The organism is Zhengella sedimenti, from assembly GCF_046506625.1.
GTDB lineage: Bacteria > Pseudomonadota > Alphaproteobacteria > Rhizobiales > Rhizobiaceae > Zhengella > Zhengella sedimenti.
In genome coordinates this window covers 229,034-245,052 of the sequence record NZ_JBKFFP010000004.1, presented here as the reverse complement: position 1 = coordinate 245,052, position 16,019 = coordinate 229,034, and the positions used below count along the sequence as shown (strand labels likewise).

Here is a 16,019-nt window from a genome sequence, read left to right as displayed (position 1 = left end):
GGAACGTCTCGGTCGAGCGGAACTGCCAGCGAAATGAATTCACACTTCTAAAGTCCAAACGCAATGCCAGATGTTTGCAAGCTATTCACCAGACCCGAGCAGTCATGAGGTCTGGAGAATGTCGACCCTGAGAGAAGGCATCCGGCCCGTCTGGCACCTGGGCCAGTGCTCAGCCCCTCGCGCATAACCCTCGAAAACAACGGGAAAATCCGGCCGCAGCCGGATGGGGAGAACCGTTTCGGTCGGCCAGGTGGCGGACGGGGTGGGCCTCAAATCCAACCTTCTCTACCCCGTAAGTCATTGATTGTTTTTATATGGAATGAATTCGAATTTTTTGTCTGCTCAAGAAGCGACTGCCGTTCGAATCGTACGACAGATGACGGACGACTACTCTGCTGCATGGACGGAGCGGTCCTGTCTTGGGGGCAAGCCGAACTTGCGGGCGTATTCCCGTGAGAACTGGGCCGAGCTTTCATATCCTACCGTGAACGCGATTTCGGAGATCTTTTCGTTCGTGCTGCGTAACGCCTCGCGGGCGCGCAGGAGACGCAGGTCCTTCTGGTATTGCAGCGGCGACGTTCCCGTCACGGCCTTGAAGTGCTGGAAAAAGGCAGAACTGCTCATGCCGGCCCGGTCCGCAAGATCGCCGACTACGAGCGGGCGGGCGAGGTCTGATTGGATTTCATGCGTTACCTGGAAAATGCGACTGGCCGTCGTCTCGTGCCAGAGCAGCTTGCGAAGCGGTTCGGCATGGGTCCCCAACAAGAGCCGTGCGTGGATTTCGCGCACCGTGATCGGGGCCAGCAGGCGGTGCGCTTCTTCGTGATTGCATTGCCAGAGATAGCGTAGCAGCGCCCCCTCCATCTCCAGATCGGTCTGGCAGAGCGAGATCGAGAACGGGTCATGCTGGCTGGCTGCACGGACGGGCGACACGTCGGCGACCATGCCGCGCAGGAGGTCGAGGTCGATCGGAAAAACGAGCGCGACGTAAGGACGGTCCGGCGCGGCCCCGGTGACGCGCGAGAGGACTGGCAGCGCATGACTGACAACGAGTGATTGCCCGTCAGCGACACGCAGAGTCCTCGTGCTTGTGGCTATCTCCTTGGCACCTTGCAGAACCAGGCAAAGAAGCGGGCGGTAGACGGTCGCGTCCTGCCCGGTCGGAGCCGTGTACCGCAGGAAATGCAGGCCGGTCGGGGCGTGTGCGAGCGCGCCTTGCGTGGGTCCTTCCCGGTCGAGCAACGCGAGTACATGGCCCAGAAGGGCACCGTGTTTCATGCATTCCTCCTTGCTCCTTGTCTAGCACAGGCGCCCCACGTCCTTGTAAGAAATCTTCATCGATCGGAGGATCAGGCAAAAAATCCGGTCAATCGGGAAAGAATGAACGCCTCCGCCGCACTAGGGTCGATTTGACAAGGACACGAGGAGGACCACCATGTCAAAGGTGCTGATTACTGGAATTGCCGGCGGCTTCGGCAAGCCCACGGCACTGGCGCTTCTGGACTGCGGGCACGAGGTCGCGGGCAGCGTGCGCAGCCGCGACGGGCGGAATGCCAATACGGTTGCGCAGTTGGAGGCCGCGGGTGCGCAGATCGTCGAGATGGACGTTACGGACACGGCCAGCACCGAAGCCGGCGTATCCGACGCCATCGCCGCGCTCGGCGGGCTGGACGTACTGTTCAAAAATGCCGGTATCGGGTCCTACGGCATCCAGGAATTGATGTCGCCCGAGGACATGACCCGCGTGTTCGACGTGAATGTCACAGGTGTTCAACGGGTGATGCGCGCAGCCCTGCCACACATGCGCGCGCAGGAGCGCGGCACGGTCCTTTACACCTCCAGCCTGATCGGTCGGATCGCCACGCCGTTCTACGGCACCTATTCGGCGTCGAAATGGGCACTGGAAGCCATCGCCGAATGCTACCGGACAGAGCTTTCGGGTTTCGGCATCGAATCCTGCATCATCGAGCCCGGGGCGATGCCAACGCCCTTCTTCGACGGGATGGTCGCGCCCAATGATCCGGGCCGCGAGGCTGGCTATGGCGACTTCGCGCAAGTCCCGGCGATGTCGGCGGCCGGGCTGGCGCAGATGCTGGAGGCCACGCCCGAGCAGCGCCCCGAGCGGATCGCCGAAGCGGTGGTGGCCCTGCTGGACATGCCCTTCGGGAAAAAGCCGTTCCGCACGGTTGTCGATCACACCGGCGTCGGCCCTGAGATCGAGCGCTACAACGGCGTGCTGCACGACGTCACGCGCACGGTCCTGACCAACTTCGGGATCGAGCGGATGCTTGACCTGAATGCCTGAGGAGAGAGAAATGAGCACCATCCTGATCACGGGCGCCTCCTCCGGAATCGGCAAGGCCACGGCTCTGAAGTTCCAGTCCGAGGGCTGGAACGTCATCGCAACCATGCGGGACCCGACCACCAGTGCAGAACTCAGCGCGCTGGAAAATGTCCTCGTCACTCGGTTGGACGTGACCGATGCGGGCACCATTGCCGCGGCGGTGGCTGACGGGCTGTCCCGGTTCGGCCGAATCGACGCACTTCTGAACAACGCCGGTTACGGTGCCTATGGCCCGCTGGAGGCCTTCTCGACGGAGCGCATCCGCCGGCAGTTCGACACCAACGTGATCGGCCTTCTGGAGGTGACGAAGGCCGTGCTGCCGCATATGCGTGCGAACCGTTCCGGCACCATCGTCAACATCTCGTCCATCGGCGGGCAGATCACGTTTCCGCTCGGCACGCTCTACCACGGTACCAAGTTTGCCGTCGAAGGCCTGTCCGAGGCGCTGCATTATGAACTCGAACCGCTCGGCATCCGGGTGCGCATCGTCGAGCCGGGCATGATCAAGACCGACTTCGGGGGCCGTTCCTTTGATTTCGCGATGGACGAAACGCTGTCGGAATATGCCCCGACCGCCGAGGCCATGGGGCGGTTGTTCGGCAAGCTGGCCGCGAACCCGTCCGCCCCCGACGTCGTCGCCGAGGCCATCTGGCAGGCCGTCAGCGAAACCGGCGACCGCCTCCGCTTCCGCGCCGGCCAGGATGCCCATGCCTTGCTCGAAGACCGAAAGGCCAAGGACGACGCGACGTTCATAGGCGAGATCAAGGAACTGATGAGGAGCTAACGTCAGCCTGCCAGGCAACCGCCGGGCAGCACTAGCTGTAAGGATCACAGCCGGGCTGAACAGCCTGACGCCAATCTCGAGTTGGAAAAAGCGAGTTCGACACCAGTCGCGAAAGGTGGCGGAGGGCAGGGTAGCCGCGTCGAACGTTATGTGCCACCGATGCCGTGCAATGTGCTTGATGACCTCCCTCACCAACCATTTCTGTGACGGTTTGGACTGCTTGCCGTTGCTTCCACATTCCGTCGAGCATGCCCGGCGCAACACCCATGACAATAACGTGTTCCGGTTGTCCCGATAGTCCGAGGCCGGATGCCATGCCAGCTTGCCGCGGTCTTCGCGGAGGTAAACATCGGCGTTGCCGACTGGTTCAGGCACCCCTAATTGTATGGCCAATCGTCAGAGTGCCGGGCTTGCCACCGGTAGCCTGCAAAGGGCGCAATCGCGAAGGGAATGCCATGCATAGCCGGATCGATAGACGGGCGATTTTGGCGGGTTTGGCCGCCCTCGCTGTTGACTCGGCGAGACCCGGACCCGTGTCTGCGTTCTCGCCTCTGCGGATCATCGTGATCGGCGCGGGTCTTGCTGGTCTTTCTGCTGCACGGAAACTCGCCGGTGCCGGTCACGCCGTGACGGTGCTTGAAGCGCGCAACCGTATTGGTGGGCGAGTCTGGACAGTTCGGGACTGGCCCGACCTGCCTCTGGAACTGGGCGCAGGTTGGATCCATGGAGAAGGAAGCAACCCGGTTCTGGCACTCGCGCGGGAACATCGTCACAAGACCGTCCCCTTTGACGGCAGGGGCATCGTGGTCGCAGGGAACGGGCAACACATGGCCTGGGACGACGCAACCCGTTCCAACCTTCTCACTCAGGCTTTGTCCGAGGCGGAAGATGGAGTGCAGGACATGTCCGTATTGGACGCACTGACGACATCTGAACCTTGGCAGACCGCATCCGAGGCGGAGCGTGCCCGCGCCCTGAGACACCTGCGGATCGAGGTCGAGCCGAATTACGGCTGTCCAGCCACAACGTTGTCGGCCTGGTACGGGTTCGATGGCGAAGCCTTTCCCGGTCGTGATCTCTGGTTGCCCGGCGGGCTGGATCGTTTGATCGCGGATCTGGCAGCGGGCCTTGATATCCGGCTTGGTCAAGATGTCGTGGCGGTTTCACCGAAGGCTGTCACCTTGTTGCACGGAGAGGTGGTTCCTGCGGATCGCATCCTCTGCACTGTCCCGCTTGGCGTGCTGAAGGCGGGCCGCATCGCCTTTGACCCGCCCCTTTCTGATGAGGTCCGTTCTGCCATCGACGGTCTCGGCATGGGCCGTATCGAGAAGGTCTGGCTGCGTTTCGACAAAGCCCGATGGCCTGAAGATACCTATTGGATCGCTGCGGCCGACAAAGGCCCGTTTTCCGCATGGGCATCATTTGCCGGCGTGAGCGGTGCACCGGTGCTGGGAGGATTTGTCCATGGTCAACAAGCTGACGCGGTGGCGGTGCTTCAGGACCGTGACCTCGTGGATTTGGCAACCGGCGCGCTCAGGGATCTGTTCGGAAGCAGCTTTCCCGCCCCGCGCGAGGCACGTGCGACGTATTGGGCAAGAGATCCCTTCGCGGCGGGAAGCTACAGTTGCAACGCGGTGGGACGGGGACCGCGCGAACGGCGCGCGCTTGCCCGGCCGCAATGGAATGGTCGACTGGCCTTTGCAGGAGAAGTCATTTCGATCGCACACTACGGGACGATGCATGGCGCCTTCCTGTCCGGTCTGAACGCCGCAATTTCGATCGCCGGCTGAGGTCCGGGCCATCTTCGAGCGTTTCGCGGAACTCGGATCGGCAACCTTTCTGGCCCGGGAACTGCGAAAGCAGGCCAACCGCACCCGCCAGGGCGGCCTGATCGTTGATTTCCGCTGAGAACTGACCCGGCATTTCCACCGAGATTTGACCCGCTTTCGGGTATGGTTCGGGTCTGTGGTACTGCTTGCCGTCATATGATTTCAGGACCCTGCCTCAAATTTGGCAAGCGGCGTAATAGAGCCAACATCGTCATCGCGAGGGCGGCAAATCCGGCCAGGCCAGGAATGGCGCTGACGCGCCCGCCAAGCGCCTTTCGTTTGCCGAACGAGTCGCTGAGTGCGCCTGAGAAGACCTTGGTCAAGGATGCAGTCGCTTCCGCGATCCCCTCGATTATCCCGACCGCCAGCGTCGATGCGCCAAGTGCGGTCACCAGAAAGACCGGCAAGAGCGCGTGGATCATTTCGGAGGAGACATCCATGAGCAGCGAAACGAACCCAAGCGCCCAAATTCCCGTAGGCAATCTGCGCCTTTTGGTGGCGCACGCCGGACTGGGATCGGACAAGGGGACTATGGTTCCGTTCACTGATGCGACGCGCAATGAGGCCGCGCCCTTCAAGGGCTAGGCCAGCCGGACGACACCTGTCAAACGGCTGGCCTCTTTCGCGACACGCATTGAGCGCGAGTCATGAAGTGGTGACGTCAGTCGTCCGCTTCGCCGTCTTCTTGGCCGCCGTCATCGGTTTCGTCCATGGCGCCATTCTCGTCTTCGTTGGCGGCGATGGCTGCGACTTTTCCTGTCGTGGCGTCTACTGCGACATCATGCTCAGCGCCATCCTGGCCGAGAATTGAAATCTCATAATTGGCCACGCCATTTTCCAGATTGAACTGGAGTTCAGACACCTTTCCCGGCGTTTGGGCGAGCGCCGCCTTGATGGCGTCACCAGCCGAGAGCGTGGCTGATGCCAGCGCCTGCATCTCCTGCTTGTCAGCCCCGGCAGTGTTGTCATTGGCCAAGGAATACGTCGCGGCGCCAGCGCCAAGAGAAGCGGTGATGACTGTCGCAAGGAGGGAGGTCTTCTTGATCATGGTTGTCTCCTGATTATCCGGCCGGCCCTATGCCGGTCCGATGACAGGAAGATGGAGCCCGGACTTCACCAGCGCCTTTCGAAAACCTTACGGATGATTGCGGCTTGTGGCTGTCATGCGGCGACAAGCCGGCGGCCGCCTTCACGCGACCCAGCCTTACAAATCCGTAAGTTCGGCGAAAGAACCCCGACACCTGCCGGGTCCAGTAACGCTTTGTCTGGCTCGAGAGCGAGCCGAAGCGTGCCGGCATGATGCTGGCCTAGACGGGATTTTCATAGGATAGGCGGCCGCTGCGCCGCAAAGGAGCCGACATGACAACTCTAGAAACGACGCAAGGCGCCGCGCAATCGCGCGGCTCTGCCACACTCCATAACCGCGTCCCCCAAGTCACCGCGGATTTCTGGATCGTCAAATTGCTGGCGGTCACCGTGGGCGAGACCGCCGCAGACTATCTCGCCGTCAATCTAGGCCTCGGCTTGTCGGCGACATCCGTGATCATGAGCGGCTTTCTGACCGCCGCGCTTGTCCTGCAATTTGCGCAACGGCGCTATATTCCATGGATCTACTGGTTGGCCGTGGTGCTGGTCTCGGTCGTCGGCACTTTGATCACGGACAATCTGGTCGACAATCTCGGCGTCAGCCTTGAAGCCGCGACCGCCGGTTTCGCCATCGCGCTGGCCGCGACATTCGCGCTCTGGTTCGTGTTCGAGCGCACGCTGTCGATCCATACGATCTACACTTTCCGCGCGAGGCCTTCTACTGGCTGGCGATCCTGTTCACCTTCGCCCTTGGGACTGCCGCCGGTGACCTTTTGGCGGATGGTTTGTCGCTCGGCTATCTCCAGGCCGGTCTCGCCTACAGCGCATTGATCGCTGCAATCGCTCTCGCCTACTATGTCTTCAAGCTGAACGGTATTCTGGCCTTCTGGCTCGCCTACATCTTCACCCGTCCCATGGGCGCCTCATTCGGCGATCTCCTGTCGCAGGCCAAGGCCGATGGCGGACTGGGACTTGGAACGACTGCCACCAGCCTCGTCTTCCTCTTCGCCATCGCTGCGGTCATCGGTTTCATGACCATCACCCATGACGGCGACGAAGCCTTGCGCAGCGATCGGGCGGAATGACATCAACCGAATATGCCACAGGCGTGGACACCGCCACTGGCCTGCCTTCGTGCACCGAAGACGGCAGGATTGGCGATCCAAAAGAGGCAAAGCCTGCGGTGGGTGCGCCGGGTTCGTCCCGACCGCCATTTCCGCTCCCGAGCAGACCCTTCGACATCCTCAAAACTGGTATCCAATCATGGGTGACACACTTGAAAAGGCTGGCTGTTTCCATGCGCCGCTTTCATCTGAATCCTTGAACAAGATCGCCGAAGTGACCCTGGCTTTCTGGATCATGAAAATCACCGCGACGACGCTTGGCGAGACCACCGGCGATTTCATCGCACAGACGCTCAATCTCGGCTATGTCGCAGGGTTGGGCATCACGGGCGCCATGCTGGCGGCCATCCTCTTCTTCCAGGTCCGCGCCAACGCCTTTCACCCGGCCCTTTTCTGGGCAGCCATCGTGGCGACGACCACGGCGGACACCGAGATATCGGACATGATGGACCGGACATTGGGGCTGGGATACGCCACCGGCTCCGTTATCCTCACCGCAGGCATTTTCGCAACGCTTGCCTTCTGGCGCTGGCGCGACGGAAACCTGAGCGTCGATCCGATCCAGCGCCGTGACGCGGAAATCACGTCTGGGTTGCGTTCGTGTTCTCCAACAGCCTCGGAACGGCCTTCGGCGATTTTCTGGTGGACAATGCCGGACTAGGCTATATCGAGGGTGCGCTTGTCTGCTCGGCAGTCATCGCCGTCTTGATTGTGCTTCACTACTCGAAGGCTATGAACGACATCGCCCTGTTCTGGATTGCCTTCATCTTCACCCGGCCCTTCGGCGCCACCTTTGGCGACTTCCTCACCAAGCCCGTTTCGCAAGGCGGCCTCGACCTTGGCACCTACAATGCGTCGCTCGTCTGCCTTGTGCTGATCGCCGCCATCGTCGGCGTATCGAAGCGCCGGGCACTTAGAGGCATGCCGATTGTCGCCGCAGCGCGCAATGACGGTCTCGACGCCGCCGGGTGACGCCGGGAAGCAGGGACCGGCCGATCCTTGTCATGAACGCCTCGGGGCATATTGCCTATGCCAACAGCAAGGCCTTCGAGGTCACCGGTATCCCCGCCGACATCCCGAACCCACCCGGCGGCGAGTATGAGCGGGATGCCTCGGGCAAGCTGACCGGCGTCATGAAGAACAACGTGGCCTTCATGCCGGTCGCCTCGAAGAACCCCGCCATGGCAACGGTCGACCCGATCGCGGGGCTCATCACTCTGCTCAGGAAGTGGAGCCAGTTCGGCCTGACGACCGTCTCGGAACTTAGTTTGGAGGGTTGTCGCAGTCGCCCGCCGACGTGGACGTGATAGCAGCCGCCGCGCAGTCAGGCCAGCTGTCCGCCCGCGTGCGCGCCCATGCCTTCTACACGATCGGCACCGAGGCCTGGGACAAGGCCCGGGTCAAACCTGGCGACGGCACGCCCATCGCCCGCGGCACGGGATACAAGTTGGTGGCGGACGGGTCGAACCAGGGCTTTACCGGCCTGCAGCGCGAGCCCTACCTGAATTCCGACGACCGAGGCCTTGCCTACATATCGCGCGAGGACCTGACGGCGACGGCGTTCGACCGCGCGCAGAAGGGCTGGCAACTGGCCATCCATGGCAACGGTGACGCGGGCATCGACAACATACTCGACGCCTGCGACACCCTGAAGGCGGCCGGCGTCGACATGGCCTCTGTCGGTGTCCGGATCGAGTATTGCTCGATCCTGCATTACGAACAGATCCAGCGGATGAAGGACCTGAACGTCTCCGCAAGCTTCCTGATCGGCCATGTCCACTACTGGGGCATCGCAATGCGCGACACCGTCTTCGGCGAGGAAAAGGCCCAGCTGCTCGACCGCTGCAAGAGCGTCGAGGACGCGGGCGTGGGCTTTACGCTGCACTCGGATTTCATGGTCACGGACCCGGTGCCGCTGCACATGATCGAAATGGCCGTCACGCGCCGCACCTGGAAGGAACCGGATTACGTGCTGGCTCCGGAGGAACGCATCTCGGTCGAGCCGGCGATCCGGGCGGTCACCTTCGAAGCGGCCTGGCAGCTGTTCTCCGAACACGAGATCGGGACACTGGAAGCGGGCAAGTTCGCCGACATGGTCATCCTCGACGCCGATCCCCGCGCGGTCCCGCCAGACGAGATCAAGAGCATCAAGGTGCTCGAAACCTGGATGAACGGAACCAGGGTCTACGCCGCCTGACCGACGGGCTCTGCACTCGAACAGGTTCAGTCGGGCCCGGTTTCGCCGCCCGGCTGCATCACCCACAGGTTTGGTCCAGCCGCCACCAGGTGCGGTCGTTCCGCCGCATGCAGACCGCCGTTCAGAAGCTGGTCGAGGTCGCGGCCCACGTCGGCGCTGTAGATGTGATAGAGATGGCCGGTCGGGCTTTCCACCGGCAGCGCGCTCAGGTCGATCACCTCGACCCCGGACAGGGTCGACACGTCGTTGCCCGCCTCGCCCAGCCGCGGATACCCGTGCAACTGCGCCGAAAGGGCCAGCGGGCGGTCACCGCTCGTGACATAGACGGTGATCCGCTCCGCGATGGGACGGATGCGCGGCAGGATGCGCTGGAAGATGCCGAAATCCATGTCCGGGGCCAGCAGAACGATCTCGTCCAGCCGGATGTCGGGGTTCCGGCTCGCCACCTCGTAAAGCGCCAGCACGACGCCGCGCGCGCCGAGGCTGTGCCCGGCCACATCCACGATGCCTGGGCCGAAACGGCGCTCCATCTCGACGATGGCGTCGGCGAGGTCGGGCACGCTCCAGTAGAGGTCGGCCTCGTCATGGGTGTAATAGGCCAGCGCCCCGTCGGACGGCCAGCTGAACCACAGGAAGCGCCCCGCAAGGTCGGCGTTTTCCTGCAGCAGCACCGCGCGGCGGCAGCCTTTTTCGAAGCCGATGTAATAGCCGTGAACGTAGATCACTGGCGCGACGCCCTGTGCCGTCGCCTGCAAGCTGTCGAGAAGCGCGGCGCTGTCCGTCTCGCTCACCGAATCCACGCGCAGGAATTCCTCGCGGATGAAGGCGGGCGCGGCCTGGGCCAGCGGCGCGAGCACGCTGAGGTCGACTTCGCGCACCCGACACCGACCCGCGCTGAGGCTGCTGCGTTCGTCACTGAAGATCGCGCCTGGTTCGGTGGCGTCGGTCCGGTTGCGCAGCGTCAGGAACGGGACCTCGCGCGCATCCGCGTCTTGCTCTGCCAGCGACGGCGCGGGAACGGCCAGGACGGACGTGAAACAGACCAGGGCCGCGCCCACGACCTGCGCAAGAATGGCTCCTGAAGATGGCATCTCGTTATCCCTGCAACCGGCTTGAAATCGTGTTTCACAGTATCGGTGAAATCAGCGCGGCTTGACATCGAAAAAGCGAACAAGCCACGATCACCGCACGATAATCACCAGGAACGATGCGATGGCTTGCCCGGACGGGGCGCTGGAGGCACAAGAGTCGCATGCCGCAGCGCGGCATCGGAAAAGACACCAGAGGGCGACGCATGACCAAAGCCATCCTGTCCCGGATCGTCGGACGCTTCTCGGTTCCCTGCCTGATGCTGGGCCTGCTGTTCTTCGCCGCCTCGCTGACCCCGTCGCTGATCCCGCGAGGGCCAGAGGTGCAGGGCATCCTTGGCGGGCTGGTCACTGGGCTGGGCTACCTTCTGGGCGTCATAATCGCGCTACTGTGGCGCGCGTCGGACCTGCCAATCCTGTCGGGTCGGCCGGCGAGGGGACTGACCTGGCTCGCGGGGGCTGCGATCTTGGCGTTCTTTCTCTGGGTGCTCGGCTCCAGCCTGTCCTGGCAGAACGAATTGCGCGCCAGGGTGGGAATGGAACCCGCCGATGCGCTGCGGCTGGCGCGGGTGCTGGTCCTAGCCTTCGTAACCTTCGCCTTGACCTACCTGCTGGGCCGTCTGGTCGCGTCGTTCTTCCGGCTGATCCGCGCCCGTCTTTACCGGGTGATGCCGCCGCGGCGGGCCAACGTTCTGGGTCTTCTCGCGGTCGTGACGATCCTCTTCGTCGTGACGCGGGACGGGATCTTCGACACGGTGGTGAGCGGGCTCGACGAAAGCTACGAGACGGCCCAGGCGCTGTTCGACCGGGCGCCGCCCCGTCCCGACGATCCCCGCAAGACCGGCAGTGCCGCGTCCCTTGTCGACTGGGCGGCCATCGGCACGCCGGGGCGCGACTACATCACTTCCGGCCCCGATGCCGCCGCGATCTCGGCCTTCACGGGACGACCGGCGCTGGAGCCGATCCGGGTCTATGTCGGCCGCGCCAACGGCGACACACCGCGCGCACGGGCCGAACTGGCGCTGGCGGAACTGCAGCGCCTCGGCGCCTTCGAGCGCGACGTGCTGATCGTGGCAAGCCCCACCGGCACAGGCTGGATGGATCCGGGGGCCTTCGATCCGGTCGAATACATGCATAATGGCGACATCGCGACGGTCACGGTCCAGTATTCCTATCTCCAGTCGCCGCTTGCGCTGATCCTCGAGACGAATGCCGGGCTGGAGCAGGCCACCGCCCTGCAGGACGTGGTGCATGGCTATTGGAAGACCCTGCCACCCGAAAGCCGCCCGCGTCTCTACGTGCACGGCCTCAGCTTGGGTGCGTGGTCGTCGATGTATGCGACCAACCTGTTCCGCTTGCTGGACGATCCGATCGACGGCGCGTTCTGGGCGGGGCCGCCCTTCCCCTCGGCCTTCTGGAACTACGTGCAGAAGCAGCGCAACCCCGGCAGCCCATGGGTCCTGCCGGTGATCGGGGACGGATCGCTTGTGCGCTATGCGTCCCATTTCGCCGATGCCTCGCAGGCCGAGGGCGAGTGGGGGCCCATGCGCATCGTCTTCCTGCAATATTCCAGCGACCCGGTGGTGTTCTACGATCCCGCCTCGCTCTGGCGCGCGCCGCCCTGGATGCGCGAACCGCCCGCGGCGGACATGTCGGACCACTTTGTCTTCATGCCCATCGTCACGCAGTTCCAGCTTGCGCTGGACATGGCGCTGTCCTTCGGATCGCCTCCGGGCTACGGCCACGCCTATTACGCGCGCGACTACATCGGACCCTGGGTGCAGGTGACCGCCCCGCGCGGCTGGACGCAGGCCGATACGGAGCGGTTGATCGCGCATTGTGACAACGGGTTTCAGGCGGGGTGTTCCAACGGGCGCTGACCCCCACCCCGCGAGACCCCTAGTCGAATTCTACCTCAGGTCCGGTTCGAAATGCATGAGGGCTTTGCCCCATCGTCAAGCAGAAGCAGCCCCGCGCCATAGCGCACGTGAATGCGCCGCACGTTGGAGGGCGGCGAGAAACTGCCGCTCGCGCGCCTCTGCATCGTCAGGGCAGGCCATCAGGGTTCCCGCGAAGTCGGCAGGGAACACGATGTCCTGGCCGACAAGCGTCTGTTGGCCGACCAACCGGTTGCAGCCGCCGAAGATCGAGAAATTCCTGTCGTCGTCGATCACCAGCGTAGCTTGATCCTCACCGTTCCAGGGCGCGCCCAGGACTTCGGTGACGCGCCATGCAATCCCGGTGATCTGCCTTACCGGAACGCCCTCCGCGCCAGTGGCGGGGACCATCGCCAGCATCACGTCGACCGGCCCGGAGGCGGGGACGCTCGAAAGGACCTGCGGCGATGACAACGCGAATAACTTGCAATCGCCCGACCAGACAACCGTCATCAGGGCAAGCCGGGAGGTGGTTCCGACAATCCCGGGGTCATAGGCCAGTGATCCTCCCCCAATGAAGTGGTCCGCCGTTATGTTCAGGAAAACGGAGGATCGAAGATGGGAAACAAGCGACACAAGCCGGAAGAGATCGTCACGAAGCTGCGGCAGGTTGAGGTGCTTGTCGGCCAAGGAATGGCGCGGATCGATGCGATCCGGGAAGTTCGCATAACCGAGCAGACCTACTACCGGTGGCGCAAGCAATATGGCGGCATGGGAACCGACCAACTGAAAGAGCTCAAACGGCTGCAAAAGGAGAATGAGCGTCTCCGCAAGGCTGTCTCCGACCTGACGCTCGACAAGTTGATCCTGGCGGAGGCCGCACGGGGAAACTTCTGAGCCCCACCCGTCGCCGTGCCTGCATTGATCGTGTGCGCAGCCAAATGAAGCTCTCCGAGCGTTGTGTCTGCCGCGTCCTGGGTCAGCATCGCTCAACGCAACGACGCAATCCGCAGGGACGAGCCGATGAAGAGCGTCTTGTCGCGGACATGATCGAACTGGCTCGCCAATATGGCCGCTATGGCTATCGCCGGATTGCGGCTCTGTTGAGGGATGCGGGCTGGCAGTTGAACGACAAGCGTGTCGAGCGACTGTGGCGGCGGGAGGGGCTGAAAGTGCCAGCGAGACAGCCGAAGAAGGGGCGGCTCTGGTTGAATGACGGCTCATGCGTCCGTCTCCGGCCCGAATATCGCAACCAGGGACTGTCAGGAATTCCGTGTGCGGGCGAGCGGTTTTCATTCATGCCGCCATGGCCCGGATGAAGCGCTCACCGAACAGGACGGCGAACTGAGCCTTGGGCTACCGGCCGCCGGCGCCGGAAACCATCGTCCCGATGGACCGAAGACCGGTCATGCACTAACAATCAAACTGGACCACTCAGGTGGGCTGATCAGTTGGGTGCGACACTATTGCGGCGAGCGACGTCCGAGATGCTGGCTCGGTCATCCAGCGTTTCCTCCATGATCCGCAGCTTCTCAGCGGCAGTCCAGCGACGCCGACGGCCACCATCGGTGATGATCTCAATCTTAGACATAAGAACGTGCTCAGGCATATGCGTGAGTCTCCATGCTTATGCCCAAGTGTCCGATCGAAATGGAGGGCAGTTCATGCCGGCACTTGTTTCTATCAAAGTATGGGCGTCGCTGCGCGCTTCACTTCTTGATCCGATTGGCAAGGTCAAGCCGGATAAGCCGGCCAAAGGGCGGCCTCAGTATGGATATCAGTTCGCTGCCGGTCTGTCGGAAAACAGAGCGACTGTGGCTGAACTCCAGGAAACCTGCTTTGCCGTGATAGTAACCCGTACCCGAATTGCCAATACCGCCTATTGGCAGATCTTCCTGAATGACGTGCAGGATAACGTCATTCACGGTGACGCCGCCGGATGTCGTGTTCCTTATTACACGATCCTCCTCGGACCGATCTGAGCCGAAATAGTACAGGGCCAGCGGTCGCGGATGATTGTTCACGTATTCGATAGCCTCATCGACGTCCTGATAGTTCATGATCGGAAGCAACGGACCGAAGATCTCATGCTGCATGATAGCCATCTCGTCGGTCGGATTGAGCACGAGGGTGGGCGGAATCTTGTGATGGGGCTGTTGTTCGAAACTCTCGGACCTGGGGTTCAACTCGATTGTCTCGGCACCCTTCTCCCTTGCATCATTTAGATAACCTTGAAGCCTGTCGAAATGGCGCTGGTTGATAATTGACGTGTAGTCGTCATTGTCTCGCAAACCGGATGGAAACATGTCGTTGATTGCTGCACGCGAAGCATCGATAAAAGCATCGACCGATCCATCGGGTATCAGGAGATAATCCGGGGAGAGGCAAATCTGACCAGCATTCAGCGTTTTGCCATTCATGATTCGTGCAGCAGCTTTCTTCATGTCAACCGAGCGACCCAGAATTACCGGTGACTTGCCTCCAAGTTCCAAGGTAAGAGGCACGAGGTTTTCCGCCGCTGCGTGCGCGACATGAACAGCAACCGGTGGAGATCCTGTGAAGATAAGGTGGTCGAAAGGAAGTGAAGAAAATGCTGCGCCGGTGTCCGCTCCTCCAGTCACAACGGCAATTTCGTCTTGGTTGAAGGCTTGTTCGAACAAGCGCTTCATCAATGCCGATGTCGCTTCAGAGAACTCTGAAGGCTTGATCATCGCACGGTTCCCAGCAGCAAGTATCCCAGCTAAAGGCCCGATAACAAGTTGGATTGGGAAATTCCACGGCGCAATGATTCCGATAACTCCCTTCGGCTGGAATTCAACCCGTGCGCGCGCGCCAAGCAGCCCAAACGGAAACTCGCTTCTATGCTTCTCCGGACGCATCCAACGTTTCAAACGTGATCGCGCATGCTTCAGTTGATTGATCGGTACCGCAATATCGGCATACGCGCTCGCTTCCCGACACCGATGGCCGAAATCAGCCACCGTCGCTTCCGTTAGTGCATCCGCATTGTCGACGAGTAGCGCAATAACACGGTTAATTCGATCGATTCGGGTATCTGCGTCCGGATATGGCGCGGCAAGTTGGGCAGATCGCTGACGATCCAAAATGGCCCAAAGTTCCTGCTCCTTAGATGTCAAATAATCTACTCCTTACCATCCGTGACATTTAGCACATTGCCATTGATCAGGCCCTTATGAGTGATCCCATTTAATTGTTAGTGCATGACCGGCCGGTGGTCCATCCGGACAACCGCTTCCGGGGCCGGCGTGCGGTAGATCAAAACGCTGTGTTGGCTCATGGTATTGTAACGCCTGCTCCATTGTTCGATCAGGATTTGTGCTTTACCCAGGCTGTGGGAGATTCGGTCCTAACGACGACCATATCAAAGACTATTTCTCCAGTGGAAGAAGGGGCGGATTTCCAGCCTGAATAGCCCCGAGTCTAGTCGCTCTCGGTCCTCATTTCCTGCTGCGGTTCGAACTCGACGGGTGACAGCATCCCGTTCCTGACTTGCTTGCGTTTCGGGTTGTAGAACATCTCGATATATTCGAACACGTCCTGCCTTGCTTCGGCTTTGGTCTTGTAGGTCCTGCGCCGGTTCGGCTCCCGTTTGAGCAGATTGAAGAAGCTCTCGGCAACCGCGTTGATGCTCCTATGTCTGTCAAGCTTCGATAGCCTTGGTTGGTGATG

The 16,019-nt window shown here is 61.7% G+C and carries 14 protein-coding genes and 5 pseudogenes; 11 read left to right on the top strand and 8 right to left on the bottom strand.

Annotation, left to right across the window (positions count from 1 at the left end; genetic code table 11):
• Positions 1 to 387 precede the first annotated feature (387 nt).
• On the bottom strand, positions 388 to 1,278 hold the full coding sequence (locus ACLB6G_RS13180) for an AraC family transcriptional regulator (RefSeq protein ID WP_410356638.1): 891 nt from the start codon (positions 1,276 to 1,278) through the stop codon (positions 388 to 390).
• A gap of 157 nt (positions 1,279 to 1,435) precedes the next feature.
• On the opposite strand from ACLB6G_RS13180, the gene ACLB6G_RS13175 reads away from it, so the two are divergent.
• The 3 genes from ACLB6G_RS13175 to ACLB6G_RS13165 all read left to right on the top strand — a co-directional run bounded on the left by ACLB6G_RS13175 (position 1,436) and on the right by ACLB6G_RS13165 (position 4,918).
• Positions 1,436 to 2,305 carry an SDR family NAD(P)-dependent oxidoreductase gene (locus tag ACLB6G_RS13175; protein ID WP_410356637.1) on the top strand — a complete coding sequence of 290 codons (870 nt, stop codon included), beginning with the start codon at positions 1,436 to 1,438 and terminating at the stop codon, positions 2,303 to 2,305.
• 10 nt (positions 2,306 to 2,315) lie between these two features.
• Entirely contained in the window at positions 2,316 to 3,128 is an 813-nt protein-coding gene (locus tag ACLB6G_RS13170) for an SDR family oxidoreductase (RefSeq protein ID WP_410356636.1), read from the top strand.
• A 533-nt stretch (positions 3,129 to 3,661) separates the two neighbouring features.
• Entirely contained in the window at positions 3,662 to 4,918 is a 1,257-nt protein-coding gene (locus tag ACLB6G_RS13165; protein WP_410356635.1) for a flavin monoamine oxidase family protein, read from the top strand.
• Between the two features lie 305 nt (positions 4,919 to 5,223).
• Here ACLB6G_RS13165 and ACLB6G_RS13160 read toward each other — a convergent pair.
• A pseudogene (locus tag ACLB6G_RS13160) lies at positions 5,224 to 5,439 on the bottom strand (MFS transporter); the annotation flags it as partial.
• Here ACLB6G_RS13160 and ACLB6G_RS13155 point away from each other — a divergent pair.
• Positions 5,396 to 5,542 (top strand): hypothetical protein, encoded by a 147-nt coding sequence (locus ACLB6G_RS13155; protein ID WP_410356808.1) that lies wholly within the window; start codon positions 5,396 to 5,398, stop codon positions 5,540 to 5,542. The pseudogene ACLB6G_RS13160 and the gene ACLB6G_RS13155 sit on opposite strands and share 44 nt — an antisense overlap.
• Positions 5,543 to 5,618: 76 nt before the next feature.
• Here ACLB6G_RS13155 and ACLB6G_RS13150 read toward each other — a convergent pair whose 3' ends face one another.
• Complete coding sequence (locus tag ACLB6G_RS13150) at positions 5,619 to 6,005, bottom strand: PepSY domain-containing protein (protein ID WP_410356634.1); 387 nt, start codon at positions 6,003 to 6,005, stop codon at positions 5,619 to 5,621.
• Between the two features lie 311 nt (positions 6,006 to 6,316).
• Here ACLB6G_RS13150 and ACLB6G_RS13145 point away from each other — a divergent pair.
• The 5 genes and pseudogenes from ACLB6G_RS13145 to ACLB6G_RS13125 all read left to right on the top strand — a co-directional run bounded on the left by ACLB6G_RS13145 (position 6,317) and on the right by ACLB6G_RS13125 (position 9,364).
• A pseudogene (locus ACLB6G_RS13145) lies at positions 6,317 to 7,128 on the top strand (COG4705 family protein).
• Between the two features lie 178 nt (positions 7,129 to 7,306).
• Positions 7,307 to 7,828: a COG4705 family protein gene (locus ACLB6G_RS13140; protein ID WP_410356633.1), complete on the top strand. Its 522-nt coding sequence runs from the start codon at positions 7,307 to 7,309 to the stop codon at positions 7,826 to 7,828.
• Positions 7,810 to 8,139, top strand: a complete 330-nt coding sequence (locus ACLB6G_RS13135) for a COG4705 family protein (RefSeq protein ID WP_410356632.1) — start codon at positions 7,810 to 7,812, stop codon at positions 8,137 to 8,139. Before ACLB6G_RS13140 ends, ACLB6G_RS13135 begins: the two co-directional genes overlap by 19 nt.
• Positions 8,140 to 8,171: 32 nt before the next feature.
• On the top strand, positions 8,172 to 8,474 hold the full coding sequence (locus ACLB6G_RS13130) for an amidohydrolase family protein (RefSeq protein ID WP_410356631.1): 303 nt from the start codon (positions 8,172 to 8,174) through the stop codon (positions 8,472 to 8,474).
• Positions 8,444 to 9,364 carry an amidohydrolase gene (locus ACLB6G_RS13125; protein WP_410356630.1) on the top strand — a complete coding sequence of 307 codons (921 nt, stop codon included), beginning with the start codon at positions 8,444 to 8,446 and terminating at the stop codon, positions 9,362 to 9,364. Before ACLB6G_RS13130 ends, ACLB6G_RS13125 begins: the two co-directional genes overlap by 31 nt.
• Positions 9,365 to 9,390: 26 nt before the next feature.
• Here ACLB6G_RS13125 and ACLB6G_RS13120 read toward each other — a convergent pair whose 3' ends face one another.
• Entirely contained in the window at positions 9,391 to 10,455 is a 1,065-nt protein-coding gene (locus tag ACLB6G_RS13120) for an alpha/beta hydrolase (protein WP_410356629.1), read from the bottom strand.
• A gap of 203 nt (positions 10,456 to 10,658) precedes the next feature.
• On the opposite strand from ACLB6G_RS13120, the gene ACLB6G_RS13115 reads away from it, so the two are divergent.
• On the top strand, positions 10,659 to 12,332 hold the full coding sequence (locus ACLB6G_RS13115; protein ID WP_410356628.1) for an alpha/beta hydrolase: 1,674 nt from the start codon (positions 10,659 to 10,661) through the stop codon (positions 12,330 to 12,332).
• A gap of 75 nt (positions 12,333 to 12,407) precedes the next feature.
• Here the strand turns inward: ACLB6G_RS13115 and ACLB6G_RS13110 are convergent, their stop codons facing one another.
• Positions 12,408 to 12,842, bottom strand: a complete 435-nt coding sequence (locus tag ACLB6G_RS13110) for an META domain-containing protein (protein ID WP_410356627.1) — start codon at positions 12,840 to 12,842, stop codon at positions 12,408 to 12,410.
• 105 nt (positions 12,843 to 12,947) lie between these two features.
• Between ACLB6G_RS13110 and ACLB6G_RS13105 the strand changes: the two are divergent.
• A pseudogene (locus tag ACLB6G_RS13105) lies at positions 12,948 to 13,582 on the top strand (IS3 family transposase); the annotation flags it as partial.
• 197 nt (positions 13,583 to 13,779) lie between these two features.
• On the opposite strand, the pseudogene ACLB6G_RS13100 reads toward ACLB6G_RS13105, so the two are convergent.
• The 3 genes and pseudogenes from ACLB6G_RS13100 to ACLB6G_RS13090 form a co-directional block, all read right to left on the bottom strand.
• Positions 13,780 to 13,938, bottom strand: a pseudogene (locus ACLB6G_RS13100) (transposase); the annotation flags it as partial.
• A 100-nt stretch (positions 13,939 to 14,038) separates the two neighbouring features.
• Positions 14,039 to 15,466 (bottom strand): coniferyl aldehyde dehydrogenase, encoded by a 1,428-nt coding sequence (locus ACLB6G_RS13095; protein WP_410356626.1) that lies wholly within the window; start codon positions 15,464 to 15,466, stop codon positions 14,039 to 14,041.
• Positions 15,467 to 15,770: 304 nt separating this feature from the next.
• A pseudogene (locus tag ACLB6G_RS13090) lies at positions 15,771 to 15,974 on the bottom strand (IS3 family transposase); the annotation flags it as partial.
• Positions 15,975 to 16,019 lie beyond the last annotated feature (45 nt).

Coding starts and splice junctions, on each gene's coding strand:
- ACLB6G_RS13140 (WP_410356633.1), top strand. CDS start 7,307: ATGGGTGACACACTTGAAAAGGCTGGCTGTTTCCATGCGCCGCTTTCA.
- ACLB6G_RS13110 (WP_410356627.1), bottom strand. CDS start 12,842: ATGACGGTTGTCTGGTCGGGCGATTGCAAGTTATTCGCGTTGTCATCG.
- ACLB6G_RS13155 (WP_410356808.1), top strand. CDS start 5,396: ATGAGCAGCGAAACGAACCCAAGCGCCCAAATTCCCGTAGGCAATCTG.
- ACLB6G_RS13170 (WP_410356636.1), top strand. CDS start 2,316: ATGAGCACCATCCTGATCACGGGCGCCTCCTCCGGAATCGGCAAGGCC.
- ACLB6G_RS13175 (WP_410356637.1), top strand. CDS start 1,436: ATGTCAAAGGTGCTGATTACTGGAATTGCCGGCGGCTTCGGCAAGCCC.
- ACLB6G_RS13150 (WP_410356634.1), bottom strand. CDS start 6,005: ATGATCAAGAAGACCTCCCTCCTTGCGACAGTCATCACCGCTTCTCTT.
- ACLB6G_RS13115 (WP_410356628.1), top strand. CDS start 10,659: ATGACCAAAGCCATCCTGTCCCGGATCGTCGGACGCTTCTCGGTTCCC.
- ACLB6G_RS13130 (WP_410356631.1), top strand. CDS start 8,172: ATGAACGCCTCGGGGCATATTGCCTATGCCAACAGCAAGGCCTTCGAG.
- ACLB6G_RS13120 (WP_410356629.1), bottom strand. CDS start 10,455: ATGCCATCTTCAGGAGCCATTCTTGCGCAGGTCGTGGGCGCGGCCCTG.
- ACLB6G_RS13180 (WP_410356638.1), bottom strand. CDS start 1,278: ATGAAACACGGTGCCCTTCTGGGCCATGTACTCGCGTTGCTCGACCGG.